Source organism: Plantibacter sp. VKM Ac-2880 (genome assembly GCF_015351235.1).
In the GTDB taxonomy this organism is placed as follows: Bacteria; Actinomycetota; Actinomycetes; order Actinomycetales; family Microbacteriaceae; genus Plantibacter.
The window spans coordinates 634,619-650,239 of sequence record NZ_JADKSJ010000002.1 but is presented as its reverse complement, the minus strand read 5'-3'; the positions used below and the strand labels follow the sequence as shown (position 1 = coordinate 650,239).

At 70.0% G+C, this 15,621-nt stretch carries 15 protein-coding genes; 8 read left to right on the top strand and 7 right to left on the bottom strand.

Annotation, left to right across the window (positions count from 1 at the left end):
* Window positions 1-75: 75 nt before the first annotated feature.
* From acs to ITJ57_RS15175, 4 genes are all read right to left on the bottom strand, one after another.
* Window positions 76-2,067, bottom strand: a complete 1,992-nt coding sequence (acs, locus tag ITJ57_RS15190; RefSeq protein WP_194670896.1) for an acetate--CoA ligase — start codon at window positions 2,065-2,067, stop codon at window positions 76-78.
* A 454-nt stretch (window positions 2,068-2,521) separates the two neighbouring features.
* Window positions 2,522-3,460, bottom strand: coding sequence for a ribokinase (locus ITJ57_RS15185; RefSeq protein WP_194670895.1), 939 nt, complete (start codon window positions 3,458-3,460; stop codon window positions 2,522-2,524).
* A gap of 12 nt (window positions 3,461-3,472) precedes the next feature.
* Entirely contained in the window at window positions 3,473-4,858 is a 1,386-nt protein-coding gene (locus ITJ57_RS15180) for an MFS transporter (RefSeq protein WP_194671487.1), read from the bottom strand.
* Window positions 4,859-4,911: 53 nt separating this feature from the next.
* Window positions 4,912-5,859 (bottom strand): nucleoside hydrolase, encoded by a 948-nt coding sequence (locus ITJ57_RS15175; RefSeq protein WP_194670894.1) that lies wholly within the window; start codon window positions 5,857-5,859, stop codon window positions 4,912-4,914.
* Window positions 5,860-6,010: 151 nt separating this feature from the next.
* Between ITJ57_RS15175 and ITJ57_RS15170 the strand changes: the two genes are divergently transcribed.
* The 3 genes from ITJ57_RS15170 (at window position 6,011) to ITJ57_RS15160 (ending at window position 9,361) form a co-directional block, all read left to right on the top strand.
* Window positions 6,011-7,090, top strand: coding sequence for a LacI family DNA-binding transcriptional regulator (locus ITJ57_RS15170; protein ID WP_370582445.1), 1,080 nt, complete (start codon window positions 6,011-6,013; stop codon window positions 7,088-7,090).
* 172 nt (window positions 7,091-7,262) lie between these two features.
* Window positions 7,263-8,297, top strand: a complete 1,035-nt coding sequence (locus tag ITJ57_RS15165; protein WP_194670893.1) for a TadA family conjugal transfer-associated ATPase — start codon at window positions 7,263-7,265, stop codon at window positions 8,295-8,297.
* On the top strand, window positions 8,294-9,361 hold the full coding sequence (locus ITJ57_RS15160; protein WP_194670892.1) for a type II secretion system F family protein: 1,068 nt from the start codon (window positions 8,294-8,296) through the stop codon (window positions 9,359-9,361). The genes ITJ57_RS15165 and ITJ57_RS15160 overlap by 4 nt, the downstream gene beginning before the upstream one ends.
* 39 nt (window positions 9,362-9,400) lie before the next feature.
* Here the strand turns inward: ITJ57_RS15160 and ITJ57_RS15155 are convergent, their stop codons facing one another.
* Both ITJ57_RS15155 and ITJ57_RS15150 read right to left on the bottom strand, forming a co-directional pair.
* Entirely contained in the window at window positions 9,401-9,964 is a 564-nt protein-coding gene (locus tag ITJ57_RS15155; RefSeq protein WP_228507279.1) for a hypothetical protein, read from the bottom strand.
* Window positions 9,961-10,311, bottom strand: coding sequence for a PadR family transcriptional regulator (locus tag ITJ57_RS15150; protein ID WP_370582444.1), 351 nt, complete (start codon window positions 10,309-10,311; stop codon window positions 9,961-9,963). The genes ITJ57_RS15155 and ITJ57_RS15150 overlap by 4 nt, the downstream gene beginning before the upstream one ends.
* Before the next feature lie 174 nt (window positions 10,312-10,485).
* Here ITJ57_RS15150 and ITJ57_RS15145 point away from each other — a divergent pair, with 174 nt between their 5' ends.
* The 3 genes from ITJ57_RS15145 to ITJ57_RS15135 are packed head-to-tail and all read left to right on the top strand — an operon-like array spanning window position 10,486 to window position 11,468.
* Window positions 10,486-10,698 (top strand): DUF4244 domain-containing protein, encoded by a 213-nt coding sequence (locus tag ITJ57_RS15145; protein WP_194670891.1) that lies wholly within the window; start codon window positions 10,486-10,488, stop codon window positions 10,696-10,698.
* Between the two features lie 3 nt (window positions 10,699-10,701).
* Complete coding sequence (locus ITJ57_RS15140; RefSeq protein WP_194670890.1) at window positions 10,702-11,055, top strand: TadE family type IV pilus minor pilin; 354 nt, start codon at window positions 10,702-10,704, stop codon at window positions 11,053-11,055.
* On the top strand, window positions 11,052-11,468 hold the full coding sequence (locus ITJ57_RS15135; protein WP_194670889.1) for an Rv3654c family TadE-like protein: 417 nt from the start codon (window positions 11,052-11,054) through the stop codon (window positions 11,466-11,468). The genes ITJ57_RS15140 and ITJ57_RS15135 overlap by 4 nt, the downstream gene beginning before the upstream one ends.
* Before the next feature lie 19 nt (window positions 11,469-11,487).
* Here ITJ57_RS15135 and ITJ57_RS15130 read toward each other — a convergent pair whose 3' ends face one another.
* Window positions 11,488-11,733 carry a hypothetical protein gene (locus tag ITJ57_RS15130; protein ID WP_056014545.1) on the bottom strand — a complete coding sequence of 82 codons (246 nt, stop codon included), beginning with the start codon at window positions 11,731-11,733 and terminating at the stop codon, window positions 11,488-11,490.
* Between the two features lie 120 nt (window positions 11,734-11,853).
* On the opposite strand from ITJ57_RS15130, the gene topA reads away from it, so the two are divergent.
* Both topA and tmk read left to right on the top strand, forming a co-directional pair.
* Entirely contained in the window at window positions 11,854-14,751 is a 2,898-nt protein-coding gene (gene topA, locus ITJ57_RS15125; RefSeq protein WP_370582443.1) for a type I DNA topoisomerase, read from the top strand.
* A complete protein-coding gene (tmk, locus tag ITJ57_RS15120; protein ID WP_194670887.1) occupies window positions 14,748-15,383 on the top strand; it encodes a dTMP kinase in 636 nt (211 codons plus the stop codon). The genes topA and tmk overlap by 4 nt, the downstream gene beginning before the upstream one ends.
* Window positions 15,384-15,621 lie beyond the last annotated feature (238 nt).

Here is a 15,621-nt window from a genome sequence, read left to right as displayed (position 1 = left end):
GAGTCCCTGCGTCATACGCACGAGAGCCGGATGGAATCCGCGATTCCGTCCGGCTCTCGTGCATGGAGCACTCGCCTAGCTGTTCTTCACCATCTTGTCGGTGATGATCTGCATGACGGTGGTGTCGGCGAGCGTCGTGGTGTCGCCCACCTCCCGGCCTTCGGCGACGTCGCGCAGGAGGCGACGCATGATCTTGCCCGAGCGGGTCTTCGGCAGCTCGTTCACCAGGTAGACCTCGCGCGGTCGGGCGATCGGCCCGATCTGCTCGCCGACCCAGCTGCGCAGGGCGCCCGTGATGTCCGCGAGCCCGGAGGCTTGCTCGAGGTGCGACTCCTTGATGATGACGAACGCGACCACCGCTTGGCCCGTCGTCTCGTCTGCCGCACCGACGACGGCGGACTCGGCCACCATCTCGTTGGCGACCAGCGCGGACTCGATCTCCGCGGTCGACAGCCGGTGCCCGGACACGTTCATGACGTCGTCGACGCGGCCGAGCAGCCAGACGTCGCGGTCCGAGTCGAGCCGGGCGCCGTCGCCGGCGAAGTAGAACGGTCCGCCCTCGACGTCCCAGAACTTCTCCCAGTAGGTCTCCTTGAACCGTTCCGGGTCTCCCCAGATCCCGCGGAGCATCGACGGCCAGGGTTCGGTCACGACGAGCAACCCGCCGCCACCGGCACCGACGGCTTCGCCCGCCTCGTCGACGACGTCGATCGAGATGCCGGGGATCGGCACCTGCGCGCTGCCCGGCTTCGTGGAGGTGACACCGGGGAGGGCCGAGACCATGATCGCGCCCGTCTCGGTCTGCCACCAGGTGTCGACGATCGGGGCGAGCTTGTTCCCGATGATCTTCCGGTACCACATCCACGCCTCGGGGTTGATGGGTTCGCCGACCGAGCCGAGGAGGCGGATCGACGAGAGGTCGAACTGCTTGGGGATGGTCCGGCCGAGCTTCATGAACGATCGGATCGCGGTCGGCGCCGTGTAGAAGATGCTGACGCCGTACTTCTCGATGATCTCCCACCATCGGCCCGCATGCGGGGCGTCCGGCGTGCCCTCGTAGAGCACCTGGGTCGCACCGTTGGCGAGGGGGCCGTACGTGACGTAGCTGTGCCCGGTGATCCAACCGATGTCGGCCGTGCACCAGTAGACGTCGGTCTCGGGGTGGAGGTCGAAGACGTTCTTGTGGGTGAACGCCGTCTGCGTGAGGTACCCGCCCGAGGTGTGGAGGATGCCCTTCGGCTTGCCGGTGGTGCCCGAGGTGTACAGGATGAAGAGCGGCTGCTCCGCGGGGAACGGCTGCGCGTCGTGCTCGGGCTCCGCGTCGGCGATCGCTTCGTGCCACCAGAGGTCGCGTCCGGCGGTCCATTCGACGTCGTTCTCGCCGCGACGGACCACGAGCACGTGGTCGACGGTCGCCTGTTCCGGGAGCTCTCCACGGCTGGCGAGCGCGGCGTCGGCGGCCGGCTTCAAGGCGGACACCTTGCCCTTGCGGTAGCCGCCGTCGGCCGTGATGACGAGCTTCGCCTCGGCGTCGTCGATGCGGGAGCGGAGGCTGTCGGCGCTGAACCCGCCGAAGACGACGGAGTGCACCGCACCGATGCGCGCGACGGCCAGCATGGAGACGATGGCCTCGGGGATCATCGGCAGGTAGATGGCGACACGGTCCCCGGCTGAGACGCCGAGGCTCGTGAAGAGGTTCGCCGCCCGCTTGACCTCTGCGGTGAGCTCGGCGTAGGTGATCGAGCGGCTGTCGCCCGGCTCGCCCTCCCAGTGGAGCGCGACGCGGTCGCCGTTGCCGGCCTCCACGTGTCGGTCGAGGCAGTTGTAGGCGACGTTCATCTCGCCGTCCTCGAACCAGGTCGCGAACGGTGGGTTCGACCAGTCGAGGGTCTTGGTGAACGGCTTGCTCCAGGTGAGCAGGTCGCGGGACTGGTCCGCCCAGAACGCGAGTCGGTCGTTCGAGGCCTGTTCGTACAGTCCGGCGTCGGCGATCGCTTGGGCGGCGAACGCCTCCGACGGCGGGAACCGTCGGTCCTCGTGCAGCAGGCTGTCGATGTGAGTGCTCATCGTGTGTCTCTCGCTCCCTTGCGAATCCGCGTTCCTGACCTGTCCGCGCGTCGGCGGTCTGGTCCGTGCCAAGCACGAGCGTAGCGCGTTCTCGCTCGCGGATTTGTCACTCATCCGAACAAACTCCGGCGACCAGTCTGTGAATGATCTGGGCATGGTAGGGAAACCACTCGATCTGGGGCCATCGGAATGCTTGTGTTCCCCGTTCACTGGCGTACACTTGAACCCGGCCGAATACTTATTCGTGCATGCAGTGCCAGCGATTCCCCCCAATCCGGCGCTGCAGAGGCGGCACCCATTCCCCCCAATGGGTGCCGCCTTCTTCTGTCTCCGGCGATGACCCTGCGGCGTGGGCGGCCTCAGGCCATGTCGTTCCGAATGGGACGCCCGGCTGATGCAAGAACGCCCGCGCCTCCGGGGTTCCGGTGGCACGGGCGTCCTGACTGGCTCCAGCTCAGTCGGATGCGACGGGATGCTCCTCGCGGAACACCTCGAGCTGCTCCTCGCTCGGGTAGGAGGCCTGCGCGCCGGCTCCCGTCGCCGCATAGCTCCCGACCGCTGAGGCGAACCGTGCCGCGTCGACGAGCGTGTCCCCGGCGGCGAGCCTCCGGGCGAGGGCACCCATGAACGCGTCGCCACAGCCGGTCGTATCGACCGCCGTGACCTTCGGTGAACGCACGACGACCGCATCCGTCCCCTCGTCGATGACGACGCTCCCGGCAGCCCCCGTCGTGACGACGGCTCGTCGGACACCTCGGTCGCGCAGTGCGGAGGCCATCGCCGCCCAACCGGACTCCTCGGGATCCACGCCGGAGAGCTCGGCCGCCTCGTGCTCGTTCACGAGGAGCACGCCCGTCGCCTGCAGGAGTTCCTCGGGCACGGGGCCGAAGGGGGAGAGGTTGAGCAGGACGACCGCGCCTGCCGCTGCACCGCGCTGCGCGGCCTCGAGCACGGTCTCCAGTGGGACCTCGAGGCACAGGCACACGACCCCGGCACCGTCCAGTGCCGACCACGCCCCGCCGATCCGCTCCGGCGCGAGCGTCCCGTTGGCTCCCGGCGAGACGATGATCGTGTTCTCGCCGGCATCGTCGACGGTGATCACCGCGGTACCCGTCGCAGTGTCGTCCCGGCGCGCGATCCGGGTCACGTCGACCCCGGCGTCCGAGAGCGACTCGAGCAGCATCGAGCCGTTCGCGTCGTCACCGACGGCGCCGACCATCGTGACGTCGCCGCCGAGTCGTCCGGCGGCGACCGCCTGATTGGCGCCCTTGCCACCGGGGATGACGGCGAGTTCGGATCCGGTGAGTGTCTCCCCGGGTTGGGGAAAGCGGGCGGTACGGACGACGAGGTCGGCGTTCAAGGACCCGACGACGACGATGCGTGGACGCTGCATGATGTCCCTCTCTCAGCTCGCCGAAACGGCATCGGCGGAACGGACCTCCGCGCTCGCCGGCTTCGGGATGAGGAACGAGACCAGCAGGGCGACGGCGGTGATGCCCGCGCCGACCAGCATGGCACTCGTGTATCCCGCGGTCGACGTCCCACCGTTCGGCGCTACGGCGATCTGCACCGCGGGAAGCACGACGAAGCTGAGACCGGCGCCCAGGTTGAAGGCGCCCGCGTTCAACCCGGGCAGGAACCCCGGGTTCTCCTTCGGCGACAGGACGATGCCGAGTCCGTTGAGCATGATGTTGCCGATGCCCGCGTACGTCGCCCCGATCAGGACCGTCGTCGCGATGAGGACCGGCAGGGAGTGGACGCCGACGAGGGCCATGACGACGATCGAGACGATGCTGCCGACGAGCCCGATGCGGAGCACGTTCAGGTAGCCGATGGTCGGCGCGAGACGACCGGCGAACGGACCGACGATCCAGCCGACGAGGGCGTACGGGGTGAGGAACGCGAGGGAGGCGAGGTCGGCCTCCATGCTGAACCCGGCGTCGGCGTTCTGCGCGAGGGAGGTGACGAGGCCGTTGACCACGGCGAAGACCCCGGTCATGGTGAGCAGGGTCGTCAGGAGGAGCGCCCACGTGCTGCGCTGACGGAGGTACCTGGTCGCCACGAGCGGCTCTGCAACACGGTTCTCGACGGTCCAGAAGATCGCGAACGCGACGATGGCGACCACGATGAACCCGCCGACGAGCAACCAGTTCGCTGATGCGAGCTTGCCGGCCTCGTTGAACGCGGTGAGGAGTGCGGCGATCGACACGACGAGCGGGAGCACGCCCCACCAGTCCATCCGCGTGCCCTTCGAGGGCTGCGAGTTCGCCGCCCACAGGATGACGAAGACGATCGCGACGGCTGCGACGACGGCCATCGTCCAGAAGACGGACCGGAAGCCGTGGTTCGTGACGAGCCAGCCGCCGGCGAGGGCGTCGATCCCGGCGATCCCGCCGTTGACCGCGGTGATGAGGCCCATCATGGCGCCGTACCGCTTGGGGTCGGTGACCTCCGCACGCAGCATGAGCAAGGTGATGGGTACGACGGGACCTGACACGCCCTGGATGATGCGGCCGACGAACAGCATCTCGACGTTGACGGCGAGGGCCGCGACGACGGTGCCGACGAGCATGACGACGAGCATCCCGGTGAGGACGCGCTTGCGGCCGACGATGTCGCTGAGGCGGGGGAGGAAGACGGAGAACAGTGCGGCGGTGGTGAAGAACATCGTCTGCGAGAGGCCGATGGTGGCGTCGTCGGTGTTCAGCTCACGCGCCATGCTGACGAGCGCCGGGCTCAGCATGCTGGCGTTCAGTTGGAAGGCGACGCACGCTGCGAGCAGCGCCACCATGAGCGCGCCGACGCGGACCGCGGGCGTCGTACCGGTGGTGCCGGACGCGGCGCTCACAGCTCGACCTGCCCGATGTTCTCGAGCGCGTCGGTGACGAGTCCCCAGAAACGCGCGTGGTCGAGGTCGGTCGCGGCCCACGTGCTGCAGTCGTCCGGCGCCGGGTGGCGGAAGTCGGCGACCGTCATGCCGAGCGTGAGCGTGCCGGTGAGCTCGATGTCGATCGGGACCTTGACGGTGCGCACGATCGACGGGTCGATCACGTAGGCGACGGCGCACGGGTCGTGCACTGGCGGACTGTCGAAGCCCTGCGCATCCTTGTAGGTCGTGCCGAAGAACTCGAGCAGCTCCACGACGAACCGCGCCGGGGCGGTGCCGACGGCGGCGATCTGCTCGACGACCTCTGGCGTCGCGAGCGCCTGGTGCGTCAGGTCGAGGCCGACCATCACGACGGGCCAGGACTCGTTGAAGACGATGTGTGCGGCTTCCGGGTCGATCTTGATGTTGAACTCGGCGACCGCCGACCAGTTGCCGACGTGATACCCGCCACCCATGAGGACGACCTCCTTCACCCGGTCCACGATGCGCGGTTCCTTGCGGGCGGCGAGGGCGATGTTCGTCAGGCCGCCGGTCGGCACGAGGGTGATCTCGCCCGGCTCGTGCGACATCACGAGGTCGATGATGAGGTCGACGGCGTGCCGGCCGTCGAGCTCGATCGCCGGGTCTGGGAGGACGGGGCCGTCCATGCCCGACTCGCCGTGGATGTCCGGGGCGTTCTCGAGCGGACGCACCAGGGGCCGGTCGGCTCCGGCTGCGAAGGGCACGTCGGTGATCCCGGCGATGCGGGCGACGGCGAGGGCGTTCCTGGTGACCTTCGGGAGCGTCTGGTTGCCGACGACGGTGGTGACGGCGAGCAGCTCGATCTCCGGGTTGCCGTGCGCCAGGAGGATGGCGATCGCGTCGTCGTGGCCGGGGTCGCAGTCGAGGATGATCTTGCGGGGCATGGTTCTCCACATCGTTGGGGTGCCGACGCGGTACCAGCCGCGTCGGACGTAAAGCGCTTCAGGTGCGCCGCGAGCAGCTTACGTCAAGCGCTTTAGGTTCGCCAATCCGGGTCATCGGAACCGAGGCTCCGGTGCCCGATACGATCGACGGGTGACTGACGCGTCGAACGATCCCAGCCCGCGCGGTGCCCGGCGGGTGACCGCGGCGATGGTCGCGCAGCGCGCGGGGACGTCGGTTGCGACCGTGTCGCTCGTCGCCAACGGGAAGGACGCCGGTCACGTGTCGGCCCAGAACGCCGAGCGGGTCCGTCAAGCGATCACGGAGCTCGGATACGTCGCCGACCACGCCGCCAGGGCGCTTGCGAGCGGATCGAGCAACCTCATCGTCTTCGTCACCCCGGACGCCTCGAACCCGTACTTCGGTGCCGTCATCCGTGGACTCCGGGAGGGGCTCGGCGACACCTACCAGCTCCTCGTGTCGGTGACGGGGGAGGGCGACGTCCCCACCGCCGCAGCGCTCGGACGGCTGGCAGCGCTCCGGCCGGCCGGGGTGGTGGTCGACGCCCCGAGTGAGGCCTTCCTCGACGAGTTGCGCCTCGAGACCCCGCTCGTCCTCCTCGACGCGCCGCGGCTCCCCGTGTCGACGGTCGAGGCGGCATCGGGTGCCCCGTCGACGGAACGCCGCGCCGTCTCGGTCGACTTCGACCTCCTCGGCGGGGTCCGGGCACTCCTCGACCACCTGCACGTGCTCGGGCACCGCCAACTCGGTTACCTCGGCGGGCGGACGGCGACGGACACCTTCCGCCTCCGCCGGCTGCTCCTCGAACGTGAGGCTGCGCTCCGCGGGATGCGGGTGCATGCCGACGACCGGGCGGAGAGTCTCATCGACCTGGCCGCGGCGGCGGAAGCGTTCGTCGACAGCTGGCCGCGGTGGCGCGACGCCGGGGTGACGGCGCTCGTCTGCGCGACCGACACGCACGCCTACGGGGTGCTGCAATCGGCCCGGGCGATGGGCATGCCGGTGCCGGGCGAACTCGCCGTGGTCGGGTTCGACGACCTCGCGTCGTCCGTGGTCAGTGATCCGCCGCTCACGAGCGTGCGGCTGCCCGGTGAGGCACTCGGGCGTGCCGGGGCCGAGCAGCTCCTCGCCCAGATCGAGGGTCGGACGGCGGTGCCGGCGCCCGTGATCGCCGCGGACCTCGTCGTGCGCGCGTCGACGATCGGGCGCTGAGCCGGGCTGACGCGTCGAGGAGCTGGTCGATCGACCGGCCGCTCGCGCGGAGCCTGCGCCGCTGGACTCGTCGCGGTGCGACACCGCTCCACAGTCGTCCTCGCCTGCGCCACCATCGCCGGTCGCCTCGTCCAACCGGGAGCGCCGTCCCTGCCACGCCTACGCTCGCCGCATGTCCGAACGTTTCGTCGTCTCCGTGCCGCCCGACACCACCCCACCCGATCCGCCGGGAGCGGTGGGCGACGCCGAAGCCACCCGCGCGGACGAGTCCCGCGGGGTGACCGCGCTCGCCGATTTCGGCACCCTCGCGCCCTACCTCGCCGACCCGGGGGTCACCGACCTCTTCGTGAACGGCACCTCCGGCCTCTGGCTCGACCACGGTGCCGGTCTCGTCCGCGAGGCCGGATGGAAGTCGGACGAGGCGGCCATCCGTGCGCTGGCCATCCGTCTCGTGGCGCGCGGCGGACGCCACGTCGACGAAGCGACGCCCTGCGTCGACGTCCGGCTGCAGGACGGCATCCGGGTCCACGTGGTGTTGCCACCGGTCTCCACCAGAGGCACCCTGCTGTCCATCCGGGTGCCTCGCGACGAGGCGCTGGGATTCGAAGCCCTGCAGGCCGCCGGTATGTTCCCGTCCACCGTCGCCGACCTCCTGCGTGAGGCCGTGGCCACGCGCGTGAACGTCCTCGTCACCGGCGCCGGGGGTTCCGGCAAGACGACCCTCTTGGGCGCCTTGCTCGGGCTCGCGCCGCCTGCCGAACGGCTCGTCGTGATCGAGGACGTCGCCGAGCTCCGGATCCTCCACCCGCACGTCGTCGCGTTGCAGTCCCGCCAGGCGAACCTCGAGGGTGCGGGCGGTATCGACCTCGAACGCCTCCTGCGCGAGGCACTCCGCATGCGGCCCGACCGCCTCGTCCTCGGCGAATGTCGCGGTCCGGAGGTGCGGGAACTGCTGTCGGCCCTCAACACCGGCCACGACGGCGGCGCGGGCACCCTGCACGCGAACTCGTTGACGGACGTCCCCGCCAGACTCGAAGCGCTCGGTGCGCTCGCCGGCATGAGCCAGGAGGCCGTCGCACGCCAGGCGACGAGCGCCATCGGGCTCATCGTCCACCTCGCCCGGCTTCCGGCCGGGAGGCAGGTGGTCGCTGTCGGTCGACTCGTGCTCGACGAACGGGATCGTCTCGCGGTCGAGGAGTTGCCGTGATCACACCTCGGTGGCTTCGCCCCGTGCTCGCGGCGTTCCCCGGCGCGACCCCACCGGAGGATGACGGCCCCGCGCGCGTCGCCCGCACCACGCGTCGTCTGGCAGTGCTGCTCGGCGCGGGGGTGGCCCCCGGCAGCGCCTGGACACATCTCGCGGCCGCTGCGGACGTGCAAGGCGGCGTCACGGTAGCCGGTGCCCTCGAACCTGTCCATGACGACGCGTCGGATATCGGCGTGGTGGACCCGGGGCCACAGGCGAGCTCGGATGCGGACGCACTCGCCGCCGTGGCCGACGCCGCAGTGCGCGGCGGGGACATGCCGGAGGCCATCGCCGCCATCGCCGAGCAGGAACCGAGTGCCGGTGCTCGCACTGCCTGGGCGGGCTTGGCTGCCGCGTGGCAGGTCGCCTCCATCAGCGGCGCGCCGCTCGGCGTCTGCCTCCGAGACCTGGCCGGGTCGTTGCGGGAGCTGGATCGGATCGCCCGAGACGTGGGCACGGCGCTCGCCGGCCCGGCGGCTACCGCGCGGCTCGTGCTCTGGTTGCCGGTCGTGGCCGTGGTCCTCGGGATGGCGCTCGGCTTCGACACCCTCCACACGCTCGTCGCGACGGGCCCTGGGCTCGGTTGCCTCGTCGTCGGCGTGGGGTTCCTCGTGCTCGGTGCACGGTGGAGCGCGTCGCTGAGTGCACGGGCAGCCAGGCGGGATCCGGCCCCCGGGCTGTCGCTCGACCTCGTCGCGGTCGCGATGGCGGGCGGCGGCGCCGCTCCGGCCGCACGGGCGATCGTCGAGGAGGCTTGCGTGCGATTCCGCGTCCCCTACGACGAGCAGGCGATCGCCGGGGTCCTGGCGCTGTCGGCCAGGGCCGGTGTCCCGGCAGGCGAACTGCTCCGGAGCGAGGCGCAGCAGCAACGCGATCAGGCTCGTTCCGACGGTGAGCGCGCCGCCGCGGTCCTCGCGACGCGACTGATGATCCCGCTCGGCGTCTGCGTGCTGCCTGCCTTCCTCCTCGTGGGAGTGGCCCCGCTGCTCCTGAGCGTCCTCACCTCGACCGCGCTGGGATTTTGAGGCCCGGTGGTCGCCGGTGTGGTCGCCGGTGCCGCTGCCTCAGGGCCGTGGACGCTGCAGTGCGCGCCAGGACCGGGCGCCGAGCAGGACGCCGACCGAGATGATCACCGTCGGCACGAGGAGCCAGGCCAGGTCGCCGTTCCACCCCACGCCGATACCGTCCGGACCGGTGAACGCGAGGACGTCGACGAAGAAGAACCGTGCATGAGCCTCGGTGAGCGTCGACTGCTCGACGACCGAGAGCATCCCGAGGGTGAACAGGGCAAAGGCGCACCAGTAGGCGAGGATCGCGACGCCGCCCCAGATGACCCCGATCGACCACAGCGGCCGGAGTCGTGTCGGGTCCTCCGCGTATCGGGCGGCAAGCGCTCGGGGAGCGCCGAGGTCGGCGAGGGCGGCGGCCATCGGCCTTCGCTCGGCCGTGAGGTCCTCGCGGAGCGATCGGACGATCGACCGGCGTTCGCGCCCGGACACGACGGCCTCGAGATGCCAGTCCACGCGCTGCAGGTACGTGTCGCGACGCCATCGGTCCCCGGCTCCGGGGCGGTGTGGGGTGCCTTCGGCGGATCGCTCGTCCGTCGGAGTGGTCTTGCGATCGGTCATGGTCGGGCTCCCTCTGGGTCCAGTCCTCGCTCGGCGATGTCGGTCATCGCCCTCCAGCGTGCGATGGCGTCGAGCCTCGCCGCTGCTCCTCGTTCGGTGATCGCGTAGTACTTCCGTGCCGGTCCGCCACGGGACGCGACCCGGCGTCCGGTCACCAGGCCGTCACGCTCGAACCGGCTGAGGACCGGGTACACGACCCCGGTGGCGAGGTCCGTCAGGCCGAGCGCGCGGAGCTGCTCCACGAGTTCGTACCCGTACGTCTCGCCGCGCTGCACGGTCGACAGGATCAGCATCGGCAACACCCCTCGGAGGAGTTGCGAGTCGTGTCCCCCCAGCAGTTCATCCACGACTATTACTCAACCATGAATAGCGACAGGGTGCAACGGAAGTCGCTCCACAAGCCGCCCTTCGAGGGCACGCGTCCGTCTCGAGCCGCTCGTCTGTCCGACGACTACCACCGCCGGGGACGATGGAGGTGTTCGTGCCACGGACACCGCACTCCGGTGCAGGGAAGGAACATCATGATCAGGATCGGAAGCCGGATCGAGCAGGACATCGTGTGTGAGGCGCGACGCCTCCTGCGGGACGAGCGAGGGTCGGCGACGGCGGAGTACGCCGTGGCGACGATGGCGGCCGTCGGGTTCGCGGGACTCCTCGTCGCCATCCTCCGGGGCGACGAGGTGCGGGGTATCCTCACCGACCTCATCCGTCGCGCGCTCACGGCGAACGGTTGACCGGTGCGTCGGTGTCGCCGATCGCTCCACTCCGAGGACGGCTCCGTCACGGCGGAGTTCGCCGTCGTGGTCCCCGCCGTCGTCCTGGTGCTGGCGATGGGGCTCTCCGCCATCCAGGTGGGCCTGACCCAGCTCCGCGCGACCGATGCCGCCGCCGACGCTGCCCGCAGCCTGGGACGAGGCGAGGACGGTGGAACGGCGGCGGGCCGGGTCTCGCAGGTGCTTCCGGGGGCGACCACCGCCAGTAGCACGGAGGGCGACCTCGTCTGCGTGCAGGTCGACGCCGCAGGTGGTTCAGGCCTCGCGGCGCTGATCCCGATCTCGGTGTCCTCCTGTGCCCTCGCTGGCGGACGATGAAGCGCCGCTGCCGCGGCAGGCTCGGTGCAGCCGGGTTCCGCGAGGAGACCGGCGCAGGCTCTGTGCTGGCAGTGGGCATCATGGGCGCCCTCGTCGCGCTCCTCCTCGCCACCCTCCCCGTGGCGACACTGCTCGCCGGGCATCAGCGAGCGGCCAACGCGGCGGACGCCGCCGCGTTGGCCGCCGCGGACACCCTGTCCGGACGCGTCGCGGGCTTCCCGTGCGACACTGCGCGCGTCGTCGCGTCCCGCAACCAGGCCACGCTCGGGGCCTGCACCATCGAGGGGGAGACGGTCGTCGTCGACGCCATCGTCGAGACCCCGCTCGGCACCGTCAGGGTCGCGGCGAGGGCGGGCCCGCCGCCTGACGCCTCGGGGCGACCGGACGGCGCACCCGGAAACGCACCGTATTAAGAGGTACCGCCACGGCGGGTCAGGGCTGGTCGGATCCGGTCGTGAAGACCGCCTCGAGGAAGCGGTAGTCGACGGCACTCGGTGCTCCCGAGTCGTCGTACTCCTCACCGGTCGTGCGGGCGTACCGGTAGACCTTGCCGGCCGTGCCACTCGGCACGTCGACGGTGGGCTTCGGCGATCCCTGATCGGTGAGCGGGGCGCTGATCGTCTTGCCCTCCAGCGGACCGTCGGTCAACTTCACGGTGTAGTTCGTCTGGGTACTCATGGGACACATTCTGCTCCCAACGCCGCAGAACGCAAGGGGATGGACACCCGAGTGCCCCGCCTCCCGATTGGACAAGCCTGCCGTGCACGTGTGTATGGTGTCGCTGATGGAAGGAGCCTCGTGGCAGGCAAGAAACTCGTGATCGTAGAGTCACCGACCAAGATGAAGTCGATCGCCGGATACCTCGGTGACGACTACGAGGTGTTGTCCTCGGTCGGGCACATCCGCGATCTCATCGAGCCGAAGAACCTTCCCGCCGAGCTCAAGAAGGGCTCCCTCGGCAAGTTCTCGGTCGACGTCGACAACGGCTTCGAGCCGTACTACGTCGTCTCGGACGCGAAGAAGAAGACCGTCGCGGACCTCAAACGCGCCCTCAAGAACGCCGACGAACTCCTCCTCGCGACTGATGAGGACCGCGAAGGCGAGGCGATCGCCTGGCACCTCCTGCAGGTCCTGCAGCCGAAAGTCCCGGTCAGCCGCATGGTGTTCCACGAGATCACCAAGGACGCCATCCTCGCCGCCAAGGACAAGACGCGCCCCCTCGACACCGACCTCGTCGACGCCCAGGAGACCCGCCGCATCCTCGACCGCCTCTACGGGTACGAGATCTCCCCGGTGCTCTGGCGGAAGGTCGGTCCTGGGCTGAGCGCCGGACGCGTGCAGTCCGCCGCGACCCGACTCGTCGTCGACCGCGAGCGTGAGCGCCTCGCGTTCCGCGCCGCCTCCTATTGGGACGTCATCGCCCGCTTCCTCCCGGGCGAAGAGGCCACCGGTGCACCCTTCACCGCCCGCCTCGTCCGTCTTGACGGCGACCGCGTCGCCACCGGCCGCGACTTCGACGACCTCGGCCAGCTCAAGGGCAGCGCCGTCCCGCTCGACGAACAGCGCGCCACGGCGCTCGCCGCAGCACTCGAGCAGTCGAAGGCGACCGTCCTCTCGGTCGAGTCGAAGCCGTACTCCCGTCGACCGGCAGCGCCGTTCACCACCTCGACGTTGCAGCAGGAGGCGGGCCGGAAGCTCCGGTTCTCCGCCCGCCAGACGATGAGTGTCGCGCAGTCGCTCTACGAGAACGGCTACATCACCTATATGCGTACCGACTCGCCGTCGCTGAGCAAGCAGGCGATCGATGCGGCGCGTAAGCAGGCGGCGTCCCTCTACGGAGCCGAGACGGTTCCGGACAAACCGCGCCTCTACAGCGGCAAGAGCAAGAACGCGCAGGAGGCCCACGAGGCGATCCGGCCTTCCGGCGATACCTTCCGCACGCCGTCTTCGCTCGCGTCGACGCTCCGCGGCAACGACTTCAAGCTCTACGACCTCATCTGGAAGCGCACCGTCGCCAGCCAGATGGCCGACGCCAAGGGCTCGACCGCGACGATCACGCTCGAGTCCGCGACCGAGGTCGGCCGTGCCGAGTTCACCGCATCGGGTACCGTCATCACCTTCCGTGGCTTCCTCGCCGCGTACGAAGAGGGGCAGGACGAGGACCGCAACTCCCAGGAGGACGCCGCCGAGGCGAAGCTGCCACCGCTGACCGAGGGGCAGCAGCTCGGTGTCGCCGACCCGGAGGCGAAGGGCCACGAGACCTCGCCGCCGCCGCGCTACACCGAGGCGAGCCTGGTGAAGCGTCTCGAGGAGCTCGGCATCGGCCGACCCTCGACGTTCGCGTCGATCATCTCCACGATCATCGACCGCGGTTACGTGACGCAGCGCGGCCAGGCGCTCATCCCGAGCTGGGTGGCGTTCAGCGTCGTCCGACTGCTGGAGGAGTACTTCGAGGAACTCGTCGAGTACGACTTCACGGCTGAGATGGAGAACGACCTCGACCGCATCGCCGGCGGAACGGTCGATCGCGTCGACTGGCTCAAGGGCTTCTACTTCGGAGACGACGCCGGCCGCGGCCTCCGCCAGGTGATCGACAACCTCGGCGACATCGACGCTCGCCGCATCAACTCGATCGTCATCGACGACGGGGTCACGCTTCGCATCGGCAAGTACGGCCCGTACCTCGAGGTGACGCCGGACGGCCCGCCTCCCGCTGAGGGTGAGGAAGGCCCGACCCCGCGTCGCGTCAACCTGCCCGAGGATCTCGCGCCGGACGAGCTGACTCCGGAGAAGGCGCACGAACTCATCGACGCGCCCGTCGTGGGCGATCGCGTCATCGGCCTGAACCCTGCCACCGGCAAGGAGATCGTCGCGAAGGACGGCCGATTCGGCCCGTACATCACGGAACTCGACCCGGAGCCCGAGGCGGAACTCTCCGTCGACACGGCGACCGGCGAGGTCACCGAGCCGGCAGCCGGCGCGAAGAAGAAGGCTCCGGCCAAGAAGAAGGCTGCGGCCGAGAAGCCCCGCACGGCGTCGCTCTTCAAGTCGATGGACCTCGCGACGATCGACCTCGAGACCGCGCTCAAGCTCCTCGACCTGCCGCGCGTGGTCGGGGCGGACCCCGAGTCCGGCGAGGAGATCCTGGCGCAGAACGGTCGATACGGTCCCTACTTGAAGAAGGGCACGGACACCCGGTCCCTCACCTCCGAGGACGACATCTTCACCGTCGACCTCCCCGGCGCGGTCGAGCTGTTCGCTCAGCCGAAGTACGGCGCCCGCAAGGCGTCGAGCGCGCTGAAGGAGTTCGAAGCGGACCCGGAGAGCGGCAAGCCGATCAAGATCAAGGACGGTCGCTTCGGTGCGTACGTCACCGACGGGGTGACCAACGCGACCATTCCGCGCGGCGAACAGGTCGAAGACGTCGACTTCGAGCGAGCGGTCCAACTGCTGGCGGACAAGCGAGCGAAGGGCCCTGCGAAGCCGAAGACGGCCAAGAAGGCTCCGGCCAAGAAGGCACCCGCGAAGAAGGCGCCCGCCAAGAGGGCCACGACGACCAAGGCGACCACGGCGAAGGCCACGACGGCCAAGTCCGCCTCGGCGACGTCGACGGCGCGGTCCGCCGCGGCGAAGAAGGCGGCCGCGACCCGTGCTGCCAACAAGGCGGCTGCGGCCAAGGCCGACGCCGTCACGTGAGCGGGGGAGCGCGCCCGCGTGGGCTGTTCATCACCCTCGAGGGCGGAGACGGTGTCGGCAAGTCGACGCAGGCGAGACTGCTGAGCGAGTGGTTCGAGCAACAGGGTCGCACCGTCGTCCGCACCCGCGAACCGGGCGGGAGCGACCTCGGGATCGAGATCCGCGAGATCGTGCTGCACCATCGCGGCGACATCTCCCCGCGCGCCGAGGCGCTGCTGTACGCCGCGGACCGCGCCCACCACATCGCCACCGTCGTGCGCCCGGCACTCGCCCGCGGTGAGATCGTGTTGCAGGACCGCTACCTCGACTCGTCCGTCGCCTATCAGGGCAGCGGGCGGGTCCTCGACGCCGGGCAGATCCGGGGCATCTCGCTGTGGGCGGCGGAGGACCTCCTCCCCGACGTCACCGTGCTCCTCGACCTGGACGTCGCCGTCGCCCGAGGTCGGCTCGACAACGCCAACAAGCGGTTCGACCGGCTGGAGGCCGAGGCGCAGGATTTCCACACCCGCGTGCGCGAATCGTTCCTCGCACTCGCGGCGGCGGAACCGCAGCGGTTCCTCGTCGTCGACGCCGCCCTGCCGCCCGAGGAGCTCGCGGCCGACATCCGCGAGCGGATCGCGCCACTCCTCTGATCGCGCAGCCCGCCGCGCCCCGAGCTTGTCGACGGGACCTCCGGTCCCTGGCTGAACACCAACTCGGGTCCCTGAGCTTGTCGAAGGGCGGCGTGGTGTCTCGAGGGCGTGAGCTCGGCACTTCGCAAGCTCAGTGACCGGTGGGCGGGTCAGTGACCGGTGGGCGGCTCAGCGAGCGCCCGTCGGCTCAGATACCTGCACCCCCGCCAGCCGCGGTCGGTGGCGCCCGGTATCGTTG